The 20968-nt window shown below is 27.1% G+C and carries 18 protein-coding genes and 1 pseudogene; 4 read left to right on the top strand and 15 right to left on the bottom strand.

Annotated features, from left to right (window positions below):
- Positions 1-9 precede the first annotated feature (9 nt).
- The 6 genes from ACH36K_RS10340 to ACH36K_RS10315 all read right to left on the bottom strand — a co-directional run bounded on the left by ACH36K_RS10340 (position 10) and on the right by ACH36K_RS10315 (position 7284).
- Positions 10-951 carry a 2-dehydropantoate 2-reductase gene (locus ACH36K_RS10340; protein ID WP_411167549.1) on the bottom strand — a complete coding sequence of 314 codons (942 nt, stop codon included), beginning with the start codon at positions 949-951 and terminating at the stop codon, positions 10-12.
- Between the two features lie 617 nt (positions 952-1568).
- The gene (locus ACH36K_RS10335; RefSeq protein WP_411167548.1) at positions 1569-1943 is read right to left on the bottom strand and encodes a hypothetical protein; all 375 of its coding nucleotides are present in this window, start codon (positions 1941-1943) and stop codon (positions 1569-1571) included.
- 330 nt (positions 1944-2273) lie between these two features.
- Positions 2274-3425: a hypothetical protein gene (locus tag ACH36K_RS10330; RefSeq protein ID WP_411167547.1), complete on the bottom strand. Its 1152-nt coding sequence runs from the start codon at positions 3423-3425 to the stop codon at positions 2274-2276.
- A gap of 79 nt (positions 3426-3504) precedes the next feature.
- Entirely contained in the window at positions 3505-4092 is a 588-nt protein-coding gene (locus ACH36K_RS10325) for a TetR/AcrR family transcriptional regulator (RefSeq protein ID WP_411167546.1), read from the bottom strand.
- A gap of 433 nt (positions 4093-4525) precedes the next feature.
- The gene (locus tag ACH36K_RS10320; protein ID WP_411167545.1) at positions 4526-5482 is read right to left on the bottom strand and encodes a serine hydrolase; all 957 of its coding nucleotides are present in this window, start codon (positions 5480-5482) and stop codon (positions 4526-4528) included.
- 335 nt (positions 5483-5817) lie between these two features.
- Positions 5818-7284, bottom strand: coding sequence for a methyl-accepting chemotaxis protein (locus tag ACH36K_RS10315; protein WP_411167544.1), 1467 nt, complete (start codon positions 7282-7284; stop codon positions 5818-5820).
- Between the two features lie 281 nt (positions 7285-7565).
- Here ACH36K_RS10315 and ACH36K_RS10310 point away from each other — a divergent pair, with 281 nt between their 5' ends.
- Positions 7566-8564, top strand: coding sequence for a 3-oxoacyl-[acyl-carrier-protein] synthase III C-terminal domain-containing protein (locus ACH36K_RS10310; protein WP_411167543.1), 999 nt, complete (start codon positions 7566-7568; stop codon positions 8562-8564).
- Positions 8565-8719: 155 nt separating this feature from the next.
- Here the strand turns inward: ACH36K_RS10310 and ACH36K_RS10305 are convergent, their stop codons facing one another.
- Positions 8720-10369, bottom strand: a complete 1650-nt coding sequence (locus ACH36K_RS10305; protein ID WP_411167542.1) for a peptide ABC transporter substrate-binding protein — start codon at positions 10367-10369, stop codon at positions 8720-8722.
- 536 nt (positions 10370-10905) lie between these two features.
- On the opposite strand from ACH36K_RS10305, the pseudogene ACH36K_RS10300 reads away from it, so the two are divergent.
- Positions 10906-11064: pseudogene (locus ACH36K_RS10300) on the top strand (3-oxoacyl-[acyl-carrier-protein] synthase III C-terminal domain-containing protein); the annotation flags it as partial.
- 153 nt (positions 11065-11217) lie between these two features.
- On the opposite strand, the gene ACH36K_RS10295 reads toward ACH36K_RS10300, so the two are convergent.
- The 3 genes from ACH36K_RS10295 to ACH36K_RS10285 form a co-directional block, all read right to left on the bottom strand.
- Positions 11218-12867 carry a peptide ABC transporter substrate-binding protein gene (locus ACH36K_RS10295; RefSeq protein WP_411167541.1) on the bottom strand — a complete coding sequence of 550 codons (1650 nt, stop codon included), beginning with the start codon at positions 12865-12867 and terminating at the stop codon, positions 11218-11220.
- Positions 12868-13502: 635 nt separating this feature from the next.
- Positions 13503-15152, bottom strand: a complete 1650-nt coding sequence (locus ACH36K_RS10290) for a peptide ABC transporter substrate-binding protein (protein ID WP_411167540.1) — start codon at positions 15150-15152, stop codon at positions 13503-13505.
- Positions 15153-15656: 504 nt separating this feature from the next.
- Entirely contained in the window at positions 15657-16085 is a 429-nt protein-coding gene (locus ACH36K_RS10285; RefSeq protein ID WP_411167539.1) for a GNAT family N-acetyltransferase, read from the bottom strand.
- Between the two features lie 496 nt (positions 16086-16581).
- Between ACH36K_RS10285 and ACH36K_RS10280 the strand changes: the two genes are divergently transcribed.
- Positions 16582-16875 (top strand): zinc-ribbon domain-containing protein, encoded by a 294-nt coding sequence (locus tag ACH36K_RS10280; RefSeq protein ID WP_411167538.1) that lies wholly within the window; start codon positions 16582-16584, stop codon positions 16873-16875.
- A gap of 6 nt (positions 16876-16881) precedes the next feature.
- Positions 16882-17241 (top strand): DUF2085 domain-containing protein, encoded by a 360-nt coding sequence (locus ACH36K_RS10275; RefSeq protein ID WP_411167537.1) that lies wholly within the window; start codon positions 16882-16884, stop codon positions 17239-17241.
- Between the two features lie 98 nt (positions 17242-17339).
- Here ACH36K_RS10275 and ACH36K_RS10270 read toward each other — a convergent pair whose 3' ends face one another.
- The 5 genes from ACH36K_RS10270 to ACH36K_RS10250 form a co-directional block, all read right to left on the bottom strand.
- A complete protein-coding gene (locus ACH36K_RS10270; RefSeq protein ID WP_411167536.1) occupies positions 17340-18008 on the bottom strand; it encodes a DUF4272 domain-containing protein in 669 nt (222 codons plus the stop codon).
- Between the two features lie 16 nt (positions 18009-18024).
- A complete protein-coding gene (locus ACH36K_RS10265) occupies positions 18025-18225 on the bottom strand; it encodes a hypothetical protein (protein ID WP_411167535.1) in 201 nt (66 codons plus the stop codon).
- Positions 18226-18304: 79 nt separating this feature from the next.
- Entirely contained in the window at positions 18305-18748 is a 444-nt protein-coding gene (locus ACH36K_RS10260; RefSeq protein ID WP_411170688.1) for a cell division protein ZipA C-terminal FtsZ-binding domain-containing protein, read from the bottom strand.
- Between the two features lie 33 nt (positions 18749-18781).
- Positions 18782-19222 carry a hypothetical protein gene (locus ACH36K_RS10255; RefSeq protein ID WP_411167534.1) on the bottom strand — a complete coding sequence of 147 codons (441 nt, stop codon included), beginning with the start codon at positions 19220-19222 and terminating at the stop codon, positions 18782-18784.
- Between the two features lie 56 nt (positions 19223-19278).
- Positions 19279-20505 carry a cytoplasmic protein gene (locus tag ACH36K_RS10250; RefSeq protein ID WP_411167533.1) on the bottom strand — a complete coding sequence of 409 codons (1227 nt, stop codon included), beginning with the start codon at positions 20503-20505 and terminating at the stop codon, positions 19279-19281.
- Between the last annotated feature and the right edge of the window lie 463 nt (positions 20506-20968).

Genomic DNA, 20968 nt, shown 5'->3' with positions numbered 1-20968 from the left:
CCTCTGTTATTATTTTGCGCCTAAAATTTCTTCCTTAGCATGAACTAATTCTGTTAAGAACTGACAATAAGGTGTTGAAACATTATATTTTGCACCTTTTTTACATACTGCTCCATTAATATAATCAATTTCTGTTAAACGATTATTTTGAATTAAGTCTTGATGCATTGATGGATAGTGTTTACCTACTCCATTTGGATCAAAAGTAGATTTAACGTGACCTACTATTTCTTCACGATCAAGGATAACTCCTTCTTTTTCAGCTACATCTGCAAACTCATTAATGATTGTACGAATCATTTTATCAGTTACACTTGCTGCTCCAAAACTTGCAATATTAGCATCTAAAACAGTACATGTACCATTTAATGTACCATTAACGCAAGCTTTTCTCCATATAGAATACATTACATTTTCACTATATTTTCCATTTAATCCAGCTTCCTTAAGTGTTTTTACAACTTCTAAAGCCGCTTCTTTACCATTTGGGTGTACATTTTGAAGCTCTACTTCTCCATTACCAAAAAGTTTTGCTTCACCAGGTCCTGTTAAACCAGCTGTCCACATAGTATTTCCAAGTAAAATATTTTCTTTAGCCACATACTTTTCAACAGTATCTTCATGACCTAATCCATTTAATAAACATAATACTTTCGTATCTTTTGATAATATTGATTTTATTGATTGTAACATATCATCTAATTGCATAGCTTTTGTAAATAATATTACAGTATCAATAGTATCTTTATATCCTTCCATTTCACTTGGGAAAAATGCTGGTATTTTTTCAACAACATTCTCACCATTATAATTTGCTTTTAAACCGAATTCTTTAATTGCATTAACATGGTCAGCCCATTTATCAATTAATACAACCTCATTACCAGCTTTATGTAACATAAGTCCAAATCTACTTCCCATAGCTCCAGCTCCAGCGATTGCTATTTTCATTTGTAACACTTCCTTCTTGTTATTTAATTATCATTCCATAAAGATATTATCATAAAAATATATAGAAATCTCTATGAATAATGACAGTTTAGATGTAATTATCTCAATTTTCACTTGTTTTTCTATATTTTTCTTTGTATTTCTACAAATATCGATTTTTATTTTTGTTAAAAAACTAACCTTTGCATTGAATTATAATAACCATTCTTGGAATGGCTCATAACTTACTTAGAATTAGAATAAATTATGATATTCACTTATTCTCTTAATGCTTTTTCGACATATTTCACATATAGAAAATCCTTCTTGTAATAATTTGTTATTTAAATTATTCCCAAAAAGAAGTACATTTTATTCATTCTACAAAAAGTTTTTTATTTAGACAAAATCTATGTTTATAAAATTAGAAACTTATAGTAAATTTTCTCGATTTTTTACTATTACAAATCTACCATTTATCATAATCATGTTTTATAATTTGTACTATTATAAAATTATATAATAAATATGTTATACACATGCTCCTTTTATTATAAAGTTATCTAAAAAGATAATTCTATAATAAAAGGAAGCATTATATTTTCTTATAATGTTAATTTATAAGTATTTTAATATTCTTAGAAAAGCAATATAAGATCTATAAGCCCATTTGTATATATAATCAATTCATCATATTTAAAAGGATTGCTTGACTCTATAATCCCAACTAAATTATTATTAACATCTTTTAAATACTTCAATAAATAATTTTTACTATTAGTATAACCTAGAACAAATGAATCATTTTCCAAACCATCAATTATTTCACTAACAATACTTTTTGACTTTGAAGCTTTTATATTAACTTCATTTATAAGCTCATCTGTAAAAGCTATGTTATTTTGAATATTTTGTCTCATAATATTTGTAATTTCTCTTAATATATATATTTCATCATTTAGATTAACGTAATTCCTTTTACCTATTATCTTTTCTATTAACTTCCTATCCAAAACTTCCTCCTTAAAACAATTTTAAATTAACTCTAATATAATTCTAATGTTATTGAGGATAATTTTCAATAAGATTTTTAATAGACAATTCCAAATAATAACTATAATTAAATTAAGTATTAATAAAAGTCTTTCACTACTTAATGCATGGTTTCGACTTACTTATGCGACTATATTTGGAATTGCTATACTGAATTCAATCTTTGTATTGCTTCTTTCTAAAGATACAGATTATTTATCATTAATTAAAATAAATAAAACACTAATCTATTTGCTTAATTTAAAGTAGATATTAGGACTTCCTTAAGCCTAAGCCTTTTCTTTTTGTATTTACATATTTATACGACTCCACTTTGATTTTACTTGTAATGTATCATTTACAATTTTTATATCACAGTTCCATAAGTAAGTTTTCATCCATAGTTTACCTGGCATTGGTTGCCAACCTTTTTGTGGGTTAATTTGAAGTTTAATTGAATCATTATTCTTCTTTACTAAATAAGTTCCTCCCATAACCCCTTTAACCTCGTCAACAGATAGTGAAAAATGTCCTAGTATTTCTGTATTATCCTTTAGTGAAACAATGTCTGGTATAGGTGGAGAAAAAGTTATTTTCATTTCACTATTGCTGTCAATCCTTCTTACACACTTTATTTCAGGATGTGTATCGTTTGTATTAATTGAATAAATGCAATTACCTATTTTTATTTCATCTTCATCTTTATTAAATTCTATTGGTTCTATAATACCTGTATAATTATTATTTAATTCTTTAATATTATTAAAATAAGAATACCTAGCTAAATAAACTCTCTTAAAATTACACAATGGAAAAAGTTTAATAGGCTTTAGTTCTTTTCCATCTATCTTTACAAATATATCTGTGTGTTTTTGCTCCACCATATTAAATTTTTTTAAATATATAACAGGAAATTTATCTGGGCTATCACTCATAATACCTACAGGTGCTATAAGACCAAAACTATCTAGTTTATTCTTATTTTCTTTTATTTTAAACTCTATAATTCTATTTTCCTTATCTCTTAAAGATAGATATACATCTATACCTTTTTCAGTTACATCAAACTGTACCTTAATAAAATCAACTTTATATAAAGTTACTTTATTCAGCAATGATTTGTACTTATCTTCATCAATTGTTAGTCCCTTTGTATAGTAAATATCTGATTCACCATCATGTCTTCCCATAAGTATGATGTAATAGATGGAATTTTCTTGTTTAACTTGCTGTAATTCTATAGCTTTGTAAGTAGTATCTCCCTGAAAATCAATTAAGCAAAGCTTCTCAATTACTACTTGTTCATCCTTAAATTTAATTATTGGATAAATGTATTTCTTCTTTCCTTCCTCATAAATTGATGGATTATTCTTTTTATCACCTAAGTACTTTTCTTCATTAACTGGATTGTTTTCAGGAACCATAAAGATTGGACAAATTTTTGAAATTAACCTTCCTATCACTTCTATACATCTCCTTTAAATTTTTAAAATGTATTAGGATCATTTTTATTATTTGATTTTTCAAATCTAATATTTTATATTACTGAGTTAGTAATTTATATAGATATTTTAGGTTTGATAAAACTATTGCTTTGGTTTCCTCTCTTGTATTTATAAAACTTCGATTATTAATCCATTTACATAATTCACCATGCAAATAACTATGCAGTATATTTCCAATATAATTTGCTTTTTCATTTGAAATGTTTTTATTACTTATTTTTATAAGTTCTGAAAATCCCTCTCCTGGTTTATTCAATATTTTAGTAACTTCAGGAGAGGGTTTTCCACCTATAGACTCAAACCATATAAATCTATACCATCCGGGATGCTCCGTAGAAAAATCAATTAAATTAGATAAAATTAAGAAGAACTTTTCTTCATCATCTTTTTCATTACTCAAAGAATCACTTGAATAATCCATCATTATAAGAAGTACCTTGCCAAGCGCTTCCCAAAATATTTCATCTAAACTACTAAAATAGTTATATAAGTTTGTATGTGCACATCCAACTTTTTTAGCAATATCTCTTAAAGTTACATCCTTTATTCCTTCATTTTTATCAATTAAACTTAATGTAGTTTCTAAAATAATTTCCTTACTTACATGTTTTTTATCACTTTTCAATTTAGCCTCTCCTTTCATTACCTAAGGTAATTACCATTGGTAATATTATACTAATATTTTCCTTTTTTGTTAATAAATTTTAATGCAATTTTATTTATATGTTTTCTAAAGTTTTACTTGAAAGTAGTTAATCTCATATTAAATTTACTTTATTATTTAAACTAATATATTGTTTCAAAAAATAATGAGACTATCTTATTATAAAAATTACTTTTTATTTTAAGATAATCCCACTATATATCTATATCCATGGTATTTATTAATTTTATTGTATTTATTATTAATAATAAGTTTTTATTAAAATTTTAAAAACTTATAGTTTTCTGCATATTTAAACAGTAGATAGAATTTTTTGACTAATATCCTCTTAGATCTAGTAAATTCAAGAGGGTACAAAGGAGGTAACGAAACGCGACACCCTTTTTTATTTTTACTAATTCTCAATTAAATTGTAGATTTCTCTAGATATACTTGCCATTATTTCTGATGCTAATTCTCCACCATCTAGTATTAATCTTTCGTCTTCATCTTTATAATTCCCCTCATCTAGTTCTCCCATATCTTTTGTCATTATAACCAGAACATATTCTTCTTTAGCATATATTATCCCTATATCGTGATAGTATCTATAATAGGTTCCTATTTTATGAGCTACATTATAGTATGGAAGATATTTATCTATTCTATCATGGAATACAGTTTCACTCATATACTCTAAAATATTATCATAATAAGGATTTTTTTCTTCATTAAGATATAATTTTTTTAAAACCTCTCCTAATTGATTTGCTGTATATTTATTTTCATCATTAATTAATGATACATTGCCTGTAATATTTGAAATATAATCATTTGTACTTATTGTAGATATTCTTCTAAGCATATTTTTTGCTATATTATCTGAATAAACTATTGATAAGTAAATAGCATCATCTACTGTTATTGGTGCTATATAATCTTCTTGCCAAAGAATGCCCGTCCCTTCTTCGTAATCATCATAACTATATTTTATTTCTGTATCCATTGAGTATTCTCCATTATAAACATAATCTGCAACAGACATAGCTAAAGGAATTTTAGTGGTACTTGCTGCTACATAATATTCATCACCATTATAAGAATACTCATCTTTTGTTTCAAAGTTATAGTAGTATAAAGATAAATTATCCTCGTAACCTTGAGCATATCTTTTTATAATTTCCTCAATTTCTCTATCATAACTTGTTGTTTCAACTACTTCTATATAATCTTCATCCTTATAATTAATATCTGAATAAACCTCACTTTCAATTAAAGACTCACTACTTTCTTTATTAAAAAAATTCATTCCAATTACACCAAGTAAGAATATTCCAATTAAAGATACAATTAAAATATAATTTTTCTTCATACTTATCCCCCTCGTTAATAATATTTTCTTCATAAGTAATGTTTAATAAATTTAATACCTATCTTAACTAATATTATTACGAATGAAGCTTAAAATAATCTTAAAACAACATACTTTAAACTATCATTTTATCTCTATAATCTTGATTTAAATTTAGAGTTAGCTGAAATTTAAGTTCTTTATTTTCATTAATAAAGCCGCCTCTTAATAAATATATTCTATTATAATTTAAAATAATCATCAATTATCTTTTTAATATTATTTTTTATAAATATTGCTATGCAAAAAGATGGTCACTACTAATTTGCAATAACCATCCTTTTATATTATCTATTCTACTCATTTATAGAGTTTAATTCATTACATATATTATCTATTTCGTCATAACTACTTGTTATACCCATTATGCTATTATTAAGCTCATCAATAGCAGCAAAAATTTCTTCCATAGCAGTTGCAGTGGCTTCTACATTTTCGCTAATATTATTTACTGAACTTAATGTATTTTTCATTGTATTTTCAAGCACTGTAGATTGTGATCCAACACTTCTTGAATAACTTAATACATTAGAAGTATTCTTATTAACATCTTTAAATAGCTCTTTAACATCATTTGTATGCTCATTACATAATTCGATTGACTTTTCTTCTTTTAATATTTCTTCCGCAACTACCTTGGTCTTATTAGATATATTATTCAATATTGATTCTACTTGATCTGTAGATATTTTTGAATCCTCAGCAAGTTTTCTTACTTCTTCTGCAACCACAGCAAAACCTCTTCCATGCTCTCCAGCTCTAGCTGCTTCTATTGATGCATTAAGAGCTAATAGATTCGTTTGCTCTGATATTTTTGTAATACTGTTAATAATATGAACTATTTTTGTATTTTCATCACTTAATTCATTTATCATAGACACTACATTTAAAATATTTGTATTTACCTTATTCATTTCAGAAGATAATATATCTACTTTATTATTACCTTCTAACACAACATTTTCAGTTGACTTAGATAATTCCTCCATAGTTTTAATGGCATTCGTAACTTCTTCTACTTTTTCTACTCCATCACCTATTGAAGCTTTCATTTCAATCATTACATCCACTTCTTTGGCTGCACTATTAGCAACATCGCTTGTAGAGCTAGTTATTTCTTCTGCTATTTGTCCTGTTGCAGAAATTCCACTTTTTATTTTCTCATTAGTTACTGTTAAAATTTTTATAGTACTATATATTTTTTCAAGTAGTAACTCTGCTCTATATTTAGCTTCTTCAGTAGCCTTATGAGTTTCTTCTAAATCTTTATAAATACGTTTGCTAGTAATAGCATTAATTGATAATATAACTGATCCTGCTATTATATATAATATATAAAATGCTAATTCATAGTATTCTACAGAAGCAAACAGAGTTGTTTTATAACCTAAGAAGAAATACACTACAAGTAATGTAGCCAAAACTGCTTCAATAATTAATATCCTTAAATCTTGATATACACTCATTACCAAAACACCATAATATACCAAAATAAAATTAGCCCAATTTGGGTCTGATATAAACATTATACATATAACAACAGTGTACATCATTACCGTATAATACATTGTTTGAATAATACATTTCTTTTTTATTAATATAAAATCAATTATAGCTAAAGGTATGGAAAGCCCAGCTAATATTAATATGGCGTTTCTATCTACCTTTAAAATTATATCAAAAATTATCCTTAATCCTACCGATAATATAAATCCTGCCAACATTATTTTATTCTTCAATTCCGCATTTTTTTTATAATCCATTACTGCTCCCCCTTACTCAATTCCATATTATTATTATTCGTAGTATTATTATATAACTTTACCATATCCTATATTTTTTTCTTTTTAATCCTTATATTCTATTAATATACATTTTATTACATCAAGAATATACAAATAACGCCTTATTATGGTATAGTTATGTATAAATGTATTTTTTCATATAATTATGTTAATTTATTGAAATATTTTTCGATAATTATAAATATGGATATATTTAATATTAAGAATATATTTAATAATAAAGATAAGGCGGAGATAAAATGAGCATAAAAATTAAAAACATCGAGTATTACACTCCTAAAACAAACTATTCTAATGAATATTTTTTGAAGCATTTTTCAGAGCAAGGAGTAGATATTTCCGGGTTATTGAATGTTACTGGAAGAGACCAGAGATATATTTCTGAAGATTTTCATGAAAACTCTTTAACTATGGCTATAGAAGCTTGTGAAAAAGTAATAAGAACTGCAAATATAGATATACAAGATATAAATTTAGTCGTATTTGTATCCAGTACCCCAGAATATCTATCTCCTACAAATGCTGTTAAAATTCATAATGCTTTAGGTTTAGCTAAAAATGCAAATGCATATGATATGAATGGTAACTGTGCAGGAATGATAATTGCAATGGATCAAGTTTGTAGAACAATGAAAAGCAATAACAGAATTAAATATAGTTTACTTGTAGGTTCAGATTTAGTAGTTAGATATTCAAGAAAATCAGAAGCTATTACTTATGCTAATTTTGGAGAATCTGCATGTGCTGTTTTATTAGAAAACACTGATGATAATATATCAGATTTCATAGATAGTTCATCTTACGTAGATAGTTCATTAAGCTGCTATATAAAATTTCCTCCTGAAGGATTTTCTAAGGTATTACCAATAGATGAAGATACACCAAAAGATAATAGAATAATAGAATGGATAGATTTTAATACAGATGAGGCATTCGCAAGTTCTGTTGATTCAATAAATGAAATACTAGGTCGAAATAATCTAACTAAAGATGATGTTAAATTATATTGTTTATCTCAATTTGCAAAGAAAAATATTGATATGATAAGAGAAGCTTTAGAAGAACCAGATCATAAATTTCCATTCGTAGGTGACAGATTTGGATATACAGGTGTTACAAGCCCATTTATGGCCTTAGCCGATTCTGTTTCAAATGGCACCATTAAGCATGGAGATTATGTTATTTTATGGACAGTTGGAGCTGGCGTAGTTGCTTCATGTATACTACTTAGATATTAATATAAAATCACAAAGTCAAATATGACCTTTTTGATACAAATTGTGTACTAGCCTTCTATAGACTAGTACAAATATAAAAGTTGTATAAGATTAATTTTAATATTTAATCTTATACAACTTTCTTAATTAATTATCATTTATTTTAATATTATTTTTTACTTTGATTCTTCTATATATGCTTTATCAAAGGCTACATGTCCTAAAGTTGAAACTCTAACACCCTTAACTTCTGGCTTAGCTCCCTTAACTTTAGTGTAGTAGTATAATGGTACGATTGGAGCTTCATCCATAAGGATATCTTCAGCTTTTCTCATAAGTTCCCATCTCTTATCTGGATCTGTTTCTTTTCTAGCATCTACAAGTAACTTATCGTATTCTGCATTTGAGAATCCAGCATCATTATTTCCTCCGCCAGTTTCCCACATATCTAAGAATGTCATTGGGTCAACATAGTCTCCATTCCAACCATGTCTAGCAATTTGGTATCCACCTTGTTGTCTTGTATTTAAGAATACCTTCCATTCTTGGTTAGTTAATTCAACTTTCACACCAATTTTAGCCCAATCTTGTTGAATAACTTGAGCTACATCCTTGTGAGATCCTTCTGTATTATACATAAACTCAAATGTTGGAAGTCCTTCTCCATTTGGGTATCCAGCTTCAGCTAATAACTTCTTAGCTTCTTCTGTATTAGCTTGATTTGGATTAAAGTATTCTTTGCTTGCAAACTCTTCACCTTTACTATTTAAAATTCCCTTTGGAACATAGCTATATGCTGGAACTTGTCCTGCTTTAGTAACTTTTTCAACTATACCTTTTCTATCAATTGCAAGTGATAAAGCTTGTCTTACTTTTTTATTGCTTAAAGCTTTTTTAACTTCTGGTGATGATATACTATCTTGCTTACCAACATTAAATGCTAACATGTATGTTGCAAGATTTGGATAAATAGTAACTAAACCTTCATTTTTACCAGATTCAATTTCTGCTGGAGGAACTGTATCAACCATATCAAATTCACCTGATTTTAATGAAGCATATGCAGTGTTTTGATCAGTAACTAATTTATAAACTATTCCTGGAAGTTTAATTTCTTTCTTATTCCAATAGTTATCATTCTTTTCAAAAATTAATTGATCTTTCATATCCCATTGAACTAATTTGAAAGGTCCATTTGAAACATAAGTTTCTGGATCAGTTGCCCATGTATCTGGATTAGCTGAAACCATATCTTCTCTTAATGGCATATAAGTTGGGAAAGCTGTTAATTCTGGGAAATACGTTGTTGGTGACTCTAAAGTTACCTTTAAAGTATGATCATCAACAACTTCTATTCCTAAGTCCTCTCTCTTAGCTTCTCCCTTATTGAATTTTAAACCATTCTTAATATAGAAAAATTGGTATGCATACTCTGCTGCTGTTTCTTTAGTTAAAGCTCTAACCCATGAATATTCAAAGTCTTTAGCTGTAACATCTTTTCCATCTGACCATTTAGCATCCTTTCTTAATTTGAAAGTATAAACTAACTTATCGTCAGATACATCCATCTTTTCAGCTACACCTGGCTTAGCCTTTTCATTTTCATCCAGTCTCATTAGCCCTTCAAAAGCATTATCAATAACAGTTCCTGATCCTGCTGCAGTATTTAAAGTTGGGTCTAGTGTTTCTGGATCCTCTCCTAAATTGTAAATTAGTTTTCTTCCGCTATCTACTGAATTATCTTTTCCGCAACCTGCGAAAACAGACATTCCAAGAGCAAGTGTTAGTGCTATTGCACAAATTTTTCTTAGCTTATTGCTTTTCATTGTTTTTCCCCCTTAATATTTATAATTTTTAACTTATTATTAAATAATAAAATTTAACCCCAATAAATTTCTTTTTATAAAACAAAAATTTGCACACAGTTTACATGTATATTTATTCTTGTAATTTAAACAAATGATACACTTTAACACATAAAATGTCAATATGTATTTTTTAAAATTTTTAATACTTTATAAAAAAATTTTTAATTTAAAAGAGTTTTTATAATTAATTTATTAAATAAATACGTATTTTACTATGCATATTATCAATTCACCTTAATGTAAATCCAGTTGAATTGTTAAAAACAATTTATGCACATAAAAATCCAATAATCTTTTATAATTTTATAGATAATATTAAAATAACTCAGAAAGACAATTTAAAATTTGTCTTTCTGAGTTATTAATTCCTATAACAACTATTTGGAATAAATAAAGCATGAATGAATTCATGTATAAACAAGAAAATAATAATAGAAATTAAATATATTAATATATTTAAACTTAGAGTTAATTCAAATTTAAATTCCTTATCTCCATTCGTAGGTGACAGATTTGGATATACAGGTGTTACAAGTCCATTTATGGTTTTAGCCGATTCTGTTTTAAATGGTACCCTTAAACATGGAGATTATGTTATCTTATGGACAGTTGGAGCTGGTGTGGTTGCTTCATGTATACTACTTAGATATTAATATCAAATTACAAAGTCATATATTACCTTTTACCCAAATTATGTACTAGCCTTCTGTAGACTAGAATAAATATAAAAGTTGTATAAGATTAATTTTAATAGTTAATCTTATACAACTTTCTTAATTAATTATCATTCATTTTAATATTATTTTTTATTTTGATTCTTCTATATATGCTTTATCAAAGAATACATGTCCTAAAGTTGAAACTCTAACACCTTTAACTTCTGGCTTAGCTCCCTTAACTTTAGTGTAGTAGTATAATGGTATGATTGGAGCTTCATCCATAAGGATATCTTCAGCTTTTTTCATAAGTTCCCATCTCTTATCTGGATCTGTTTCTTTTCTAGCATCTGCAAGTAACTTATCGTATTCTGCATTTGAGAATCCAGCATCATTATTTCCTCCGCCAGTTTCCCACATATCTAGGAATGTCATTGGATCAACATAGTCTCCATTCCAACCATGTCTAGCAATTTGATATCCACCTTGTTGTCTTGTATTTAAAAATACCTTCCATTCTTGGTTAGTTAATTCAGCTTTTACACCAATTTTAGCCCAATCTTGTTGAATAACTTGAGCTATATCCTTGTGAGATCCTTCTGAATTATACATAAACTCAAATGTTGGAAGTCCTTCACCATTTGGATATCCAGCTTCAGCTAATAACTTCTTAGCTTCTTCTGTATTAGCTTGATTTGGATTAAAGTATTCTTTGCTTGCAAACTCTTCACCTTTACTATTTAAAATTCCCTTTGGAACATAGCTATATGCTGGAACTTGTCCTGCTTTAGTAACTTTTTCAACTATACCTTTTCTATCAATTGCAAGTGATAAAGCTTGTCTTACTTTTTTATTGCTTAAAGCTCTTTTAACTTCTGGTGATGATATAGTATCTTGCTTACCAACATTAAATGCTAACATGTATGTTGCAAGATTTGGATAAATTGTAACTAAACCTTCATTTTTACCAGATTCAATTTCTGCTGGAGGAACTGTATCAACCATGTCAAATTCACCTGATTTTAGTGAAGCATATGCAGTATTCTGATCAGTAACTAGTTTGTAAACTATTCCTGGAAGTTTGATTTCTTTCTTATTCCAATAGTTATCATTCTTTTCAAAAATTAATTGATCTTTCATATCCCATTGAACTAATTTGAAAGGTCCATTTGAAACATAAGTTTCTGGATCAGTTGCCCATGTATCTGGATTAGCTGAAACCATATCTTCTCTTAATGGCATATAAGTTGGGAAAGCTGTTAATTCTGGGAAATATGCTGTTGGTGACTCTAAAGTTACCTTTAAAGTATGATCATCAACAACTTCTATTCCTAAGTCCTCTCTCTTAGCTTCTCCCTTATTGAATTTTAAACCATTCTTAATATAGAAAAATTGGTAATTATATTCTGCTGCTGTTTCTTTAGTTAAAGCTCTAACCCATGAATATTCAAAGTCTTTAGCTGTAACATTTTTTCCATCTGACCATTTAGCATCCTTTCTTAATTTGAAAGTGTATACTAATTTATCGTCAGATACATCCATCTTTTCAGCTACACCTAGCTTAGCCTTTTCATTTTCATCTAGTCTCATTAGCCCTTCAAAAGCATTATCAATAATAGTTCCTGATTCTGCTGCAGTATTTAAAGTTGGGTCTATTGTTTCTGGATCTGAACCTAAATTATAAATTAGTTTCCTTCCGCTATCTACTGAATTATCTTTTCCACAACCTGCGAAAACAGACATTCCAAGAGCAAGTGTTAGTGCTATTGCACAAATTTTTCTTAGCTTATTGCTTTTCATAAATTTATTTCCCCCTTGATATTTATAATTTTTAATTTATTATTTAATAATAAAATTAAACCCCAATGATTTTCTTTTTATAAAGTAGAAAGAACTTATATACATTTTTTATATATTTATTCTTACAATTTAAACAAATAATACACTTTATTCCACAAAATGTCAATATACATTTATCAGTAAATTTAATGTTTTTTATAAAAATTAAAAACCAAAAAGAGTTTTTATAATTAATTTATTAAACAAATGCAATTTTGTTACACATTTTATTAATTTACATCTATTTTATTTTAACTATATTTTATAGTATTGCTAAAAATGATTTTACGTATAAAAATTTAATGATTTTAATATAATTTTATAGATTATATTAAAATATCCCAGAAAGACAATTTATAATTTGTCTTTCTGGGATCATTAATTCCTATAACAACTATTTGAAATATATATTATGACCATTGCTAAGAATATACGAATTTTTAGTAACTTGTATATTAATCAAAATAACCCCCAATAAATTAACAGAAGATCCTCTATCATTTATTAGGTAAATATAAAAGTTGTATAAGATTAATTTTAATATTTAATCTTATACAACTTTCTTAATTAATTATCAGTGATTTTAATATTATTTTTTATTTTGATTCTTCTATATACGCTTTATCAAAGTATACATGTCCAAGCATTGAAACTCTAACACCTTTAACTTCTGGCTTAGCTCCCTTAACTTTATTGTAGTAGTATAATGGGATGATTGGAGCTTCATCCATAAGGATATCTTCAGCTTTTCTCATAAGTTCCCATCTCCTATTTGCATCTGTTTCTTTTCTAGCATCTGCAAGTAACTTATCGTATTCTGCATTTGAGAATCCAGTATCATTATTTCCTCCGCCAGTTTCCCACATGTCTAAGAATGTCATTGGATCAACATAGTCTCCATTCCAACCATGTCTAGCAATTTGATATCCACCTTGTTGTCTTGTATTTAAGAGTACCTTCCATTCTTGGTTAGTCAATTCAGCTTTTACACCAATTTTAGCCCAATCTTGTTGAATAACTTGAGCTATATCCTTGTGAGATCCTTCAGTATTATACATAAACTCAAATGTTGGAAGTCCTTCTCCATTTGGGTATCCAGCTTCAGCTAATAACTTCTTAGCTTCTTCTGTATTAGCTTGATTTGGATTAAAGTATTCTTTGCTTGCAAACTCTTCACCTTTATCATTTAAGATTCCCTTTGCAACATAGCTATATGCTGGAACTTGTCCTGCTTTAGTAACTTTTTCAACTATACCTTTTCTATCAATTGCAAGTGATAAAGCTTGTCTTACTTTTTTATTGCTTAAAGCTCTTTTAACTTCTGGTGATGATATACTATCTTGCTTACCAACATTAAATGCTAACATATATGTCCCAAGGTTTGGATAAATTATAACTAAACCTTCATTCTTGCCAGCTTCAATTTCTGCTGGTGGAACTGTATCAACCATGTCAAATTCGCCTGATTTTAATGAAGCGTATGCAGTGTTTTGGTCAGTAACTAGTTTATAAACTATTCCTGGAAGCTTAATTTCTTTCTTCCTCCAATAATTATCATTCTTTTCAAAAATTAATTGATCCTTCATATCCCATTGAACTAATTTGAAAGGTCCATTTGAAACATAAGTTTCTGGATTAGTTGCCCATGTATCTGGATTAGCAGAAACTATATCTTCTCTTAATGGTACATAATTTGTGAATGCTGTTAATTCTGGAAAATACGCTGTTGGTGACTCTAAAGTTACCTTTAAAGTATGATCGTCAACAACTTCTATTCCTAAGTCCTCTCTCTTAGCTTCTCCCTTATTGAATTTCAAACCATTCTTAATATAGAAAAATTGGTATGCATACTCTGCTGCTGTTTCTTTAGTTAAAGCTCTAACCCATGAGTATTCAAAGTCTTTAGCTGTAACGTCTTTTCCATCTGACCATTTAGCATCCTTTCTTAACTTGAAAGTGTATACTAATTTATCGTCAGAAACATCCATCTTTTCAGCAACTCCTGGAATTGCCTTTTCATTCTCATCCAACTTCATTAGCCCTTCAAAAGCATTATCAATAACAGTTCCTGCTTCTGTTGCAGTATTTAGAGTTGGGTCTATTGTTTCTGGATCTGAACCTAAATTGTAAATTAATTTCCTTCCATTATCTACTGAATTATCTTTTCCGCAACCTGCGAAAACAGACATTCCAAGAGCAAGTGTTAATGCTATTGCACAAATTTTTCTAAACTTTTTACCTTTCATAAATTTATTTCCCCCTTGATATTTATAATTTTCAATTTATTATTTAATAATAAAATTAAACCCTAATAATTTTCTTTTTATAAAGTAAAAAGAACTTATATACAATTTTTATATATATTTATTCTTATAATTTAAAGAAATAATACACTTAATTCCATAAAATGTAAATATATATTTATCAATAAATTTAATATTTTTTATAAAAATTAAAAATCAAAAAGAGTTTTCATAATTAATTTATTAAATAAATGCATATTTGTTACACATTTTATTAATTTACCTTTATTTTACTTTAACTATATTTTATTGTATTACTAAAAATAATTATATGCACAAAAGTTTAATCATCTTCTATAATTTTATAGACAATATTAAAATATCCCATAAAGACAATTTATAATTTGTCTTTATGGGATTATTAATTTCTATTTCTAAATAAAAAGTTATATTAAACTAAGATTGTTTAATATTGTAGCATTTAGAAACTATACTGTAATTTTTAAATTACTTATTTCCAAAATACATAGCATATTCACTTTCTTTTATATCTTCATTAATAAGCTCCTCTAAAATTACGAAATCATTTTTATGATAGAAGTTTATTGCATTTTTATTCTTTGTAAAAACATGTAATGTAAGATAAGGATATTTATCCTTACAAAAATCTATTAATTTTTGCCCTATACCCTCTCTTTGATATTCTTTTTTCACAAAAATTCCACCTATATAATTATCTTCAACAATACCTACGAAGCCCTTTATAATATCCTTTTCTTCAAATGTATAAACATCAACTTCTTTAAGCATTTCCTTAACTAAATCGTAATTTTTAATCCAATATTCTTTAGATATGAAGTCATGGGCATCTATATTTGTATCTAACCAGACTTTCATTACCTCATCTAATTTATTTAAATTCAAATTTTTTATCATACTCTTCTCCTCAATTTCTATAAATTTTAAAAGTAAGAGTTGAATACACTCATCAAGTTCACCCTTTCTAAAAATATATTTATGAAATGCCATTATAATTTTTATCTTACGTTCTCTTAAACTAGTAAATTTAATTGATTATCAAATATAATTTTCTTCTCAGCTTCTGTTAATTCTTCTTCTATCCCACACTTGTCTAAAAATTCCTTAAAAAACAATTTCCTTTTTATATTTTCATAATTATACCAGAAATCTATCTACTATTATAAATTATTTAGAAATAAATAATATAAAATTATTAAATATTTTCTTAAATAATTGAATTTTATTGCCATCTGCATAATAAAATATACTACATATATTATTTACTATTTTTTAATTTTCAACAAGATATAATATAATATATTCAAAAATCATATAATTTTACAATAACCCTATTATATTGACAATCAACCAATATTTACATATAATTTTTAATGAAAGGGGTGGAATTATAATGTTTTGTAAAAATTGCGGAAAAGAAATCGATGATAAAGCATCCATATGTGTGCATTGCGGAGTTCCAACAAACTCAAACCCAGCAGTTGTAGATAATGGTGGATTTGGATGGGGATTATTAGGATGTTGTATTCCGATTGTTGGTCTAGTTTTATTTTTAGTTTGGAAAGATACTAAACCAAAATCATCAAAAGCAGCTGGTATTGGAGCTTTAGTTTCAGTTATCCTTATAGTGTTATTATACGTATTTATTTTTATTCTTGGAGCTGCTGGAGCTATGGCTGGTTATTAAAAAATGTTGAAAAAATTTTTTTATAAGTGGCTACCAATTATCTTCGGATGCCATTGTAGAGCAGATAGATCTTTCTATTTTAAAAATAAGAAATTTCCTATATGTGCTAGATGTACTGGCGAACTAATCGGAATGATTTGTTCGCCATTTCTATTCTCTCTATATAATCCTAATATAATATACAATTTACTTTTAATGGCTCCAATGATTTTAGATGGTTTTATACAATTGTCAACTAATTATGAAAGTAATAACTTTAAAAGATTTTTTACAGGTCTTCTTTTTGGCTATGCTTTATGTAATATCTTTATAATATCGATTATTTTTATATGGCAATGTGGATATAACTTTGGTAGAAATCTTTAAATCTGCTACCTAATAAGTAAAAAAGCTATATTAGACTGAAATTAAGTCAGTCTAATATAGCTTTTTGTACTTTAATTTCTAATAGATTCTCTAATTTATTAAGTATCCGTTGAAACACTGTCCCAGTTATAATTATATGTACCTTTTCCAATAAGCCAGTTTAACCCCCAATGACGTTCGAAGACTACACCTGAATCTAAATCTGCTGGTGGATTTTTTCCATGTATTCTAGCATCTACACAAGCCCAATTATAACGATAAATTAAATCCGCCTCATCTAATATCTCATCTATACTTTTTAATCTAACTGTTTTCATAAAATCATTAAAATCTTCACAGTCTGCTACTGCATGAATTGCAAAGTTACAATCACATATTTGCGAAGGATATTCTAGTTTATCTACAATTCCTAGTGCCCAAATAAGTGTCCAATAAGCTTCATATTTCCATGCCATATTAATTACATCTTGCTTTTCTGGATTACCAAATATAATTTTCATCTCAGCTTCTGTTAATTCTTCTTTTACTTCATACTTATCTAAAAAGCCTTTAAAAAACTCTCTAGATTCTTCGATATTATCTCCACTATTAATATCACAGGCTACTTGAATAGAGATTAAACTTGCAATAGCACGCTTGGCTATTTCTTCTGCACTTCGCATCTCTATTTCATTTGCCTCCTCAATAACCGGAAGTTCCTCCATATATGGAACTTTATTAGCTTTTAATATTTCTATAGATTTTTGTTTTCTTTCTAATTGGTTCACGCTCTTTCCTCCTCCATTAATATTCATCACCAAAATCACTTGGGGCAAATTCTTGAGATGGTGTCTGAATACTTAATTGCAGTTCATAACCATTACTTGTCCCAAGTCTAATGTATTTTATTTTCTTTAAGTCTTCTTCTCTTAATATGTTATCTTTCTTATTTAAAAATTTACATAAGCATTCTTGTAGCCATCTTGATTTCAATTTTATTTCCATATCATAATCTCCATTATTTTAACATTCTTTATAATTGCAAGATATCGTCTTATATTTTACAAGTAGAAAATTAAATAATTTAAAATAAAAATAAAGCAGCATCCTCTCCAGGCTCTTGTCCATATTTATTAAATCTCTTTACTGTTTCCCTAATTTCTTTAATATAAAATTCCTTACTTATCTCTTCATTTTTCTCATTCACGATTGTTCCACCTATTTTCTCTTGTATGTAAAGAATCCCATTCCACATAATTTCAAAAACTTCTATCGGTTTATATGTTCTTGAAATATTCATTACAAACACTAAATCTTTATACTTAAATTCATTCATTTGATTTGGCATAAAATATCCTAGATTTGTATTTGTAGCTACTGAGAATAATACATCATCTCCATTTGTACAAGTATTGGGTAAATGGTACAAGTCCATATCTCTCCATTCTAAATTTAATTCTTTCATTAGAGTTTCTATTTCTTTTCCTAAAACTCCTTGGCTTTCTCTTGACTTCCAAGTTACAACTATATCATGCTCATACCCTTCTTCTAATTCATAGAATTATTCCAATTTTTGTGCTTTCAAAATAACATTTTCAATACTTTCTCTTGGCTCAATGCTTATTTTATATTTCCCTTTAAATTCATTTGTAATATAATTCAACTCTTCCTTTAAATTTTCTTTAGTTGCAGTTGCTACACAATCACAATTATCAAATATATCTACCATAATTGTCACAATATCGTAATCTAATTCCTCTCTATATCCTGTTCCAACTGCTAAAAACTTATCATATTTTACTGAATGACCATACTTTATATAGCCTTTTAACATAGCCACACATTCAGAATTACTAATAGTACCAGATATTAATTTTACATCTACTAACCAAGATGTTTTATCATCAGGAATGCGAAATATAATATTATTTATTGTATCAAAACTAACTGTATGTTTATTAAAATACACTGCTCTAGCTTGCCTATATTTAATTATTTCCATGAATAATACCACCTCTTAATAAGTATAATCTATTATAATTCTACAATTTATTATAATTAAAAATAATCATCAATTATCTTTTTAATTTCACCATAAGCAATACAATTATATTCATCATATTCAACTAGAATATTAATAAATAAATCTTCTACTTCCGTATCCCTATACTTAGATAAGAAATCAACACAAATATCCCATATCCCTTGAAATTCATTTAAAGAAAGAATCTTAAAAGATAATTCCTTAGCTTTAGTTTTATTATTAACCTTAAAATTGTAAAATATATACTCCAATTCTTCTAGAGGATCCTCTCCAATATAATTTAGTAATTCTACAATCTTTTCATCTGAGGTATCTTCTGCTAAAGATGATATAGCTATATCTCTATAATCTGGAAAATCTTCATTAGGTTTACTTATATTAATTGGTTTAGTTTGTTTTTCTTCTAAAATTATTTGTTTATATTTGTTCCTATTCCTTGTAATCTTATTTTTATTATTATAATAATTCTTTATCGCTTTTGCATTACTCAACTTATTAAAAGGAACATTATTACCTAAATAATTAATACCTTCTTCACCAGTATTGTAATTTTTATATAAATAAGGTTTTATTATTGTAATACAGCTAAGGGGTTTCCCTTCTAAATAAGAAGCTGTTGCTTTATGATGACCATCTATTAATAAAGCCATAAACCCTCTTAATTCAGTAGCAATACCAAATAATTTTTCACCATGCCTAATTTTTTCTCTATAATATTCTACTCTTTCATTGTTATAGCAATTAGTTCCTTGAGATGGCAGCATAAATTTAGGTGGTCCACAAATTGTTCCATAATTAGGACAATAATAGTATCCACTTGCATTATAATTTTTGCTTTTCATGTCTAAATTCCAAAAATAATTTCCTTCACCATCTGTAGGAATTAAATCTATTTCTTTTAATACATAATAATCACTCTCAAGCAAGGCTAGTATAGACTTAATTTTATCAAATCCATCTTCTATCTCTTTTATTGTATTAATATTATTTAAAATATTAATTACTTTGCTATCCACTTCCTCCCTACCTTCTGCTAACTGAATCATAGCAGAACAAGTTGGACAGTATTCTGTATTGCCCATAATCAAAGGTGTATCTCCTAAAAAATAAGTCATTTTTATTTCACCATTTTTATCCTTAGCAAAGCTACTATTTAATTTCCCACGTCCATTTTTTACTCTAAATAGAATATCTGAGTTATTTAACATTTGAATTCGTTCTACTTTCGTTTTTATTAACATGAAATCCCCCTTAGTGTTGTTATGGAAATTCTTTCATATTTTTTATTAATAGTGTATATCCTAATGCTATCATAACTATTGCAGTTAATTATTTCTAATTAAATTATATCATTTCCATAAAAGTGTACAAATTTATTATTTAGCTGTGTTCTAGATGTTTATATAAAAGTTATTTCACTACTAATAACAAATTTTTAGTAAAATCTTTAAAAGTTATAGTTTTCTGCATATTTAAACAGTATATAGATATTTTTTTATCTAATAAAAGAACTAATAAACCTAGGAAAATCAAAGGTTTATAAAGGTGGTCACGAAATGCGATCCCCTTTGAATATATAAAAAATAATTTATAAAGAGAGGTTTATATTATGAATAAACTAGAAATTTTTAAAAATGATACCTTTGGAGAAATTAGCTTTCCCTTTCATTACCTAATGTGATTACCATTGGTAATATCATACTA

Origin of the sequence: Clostridium sp. MB05 (assembly GCF_046581255.1) — a bacterium.
Taxonomy (GTDB): domain Bacteria; phylum Bacillota; class Clostridia; order Clostridiales; family Clostridiaceae; genus Clostridium.
The sequence above is the reverse complement of the archived record's forward strand: the minus strand, read 5'-3'. Positions and strand labels throughout refer to the sequence as shown.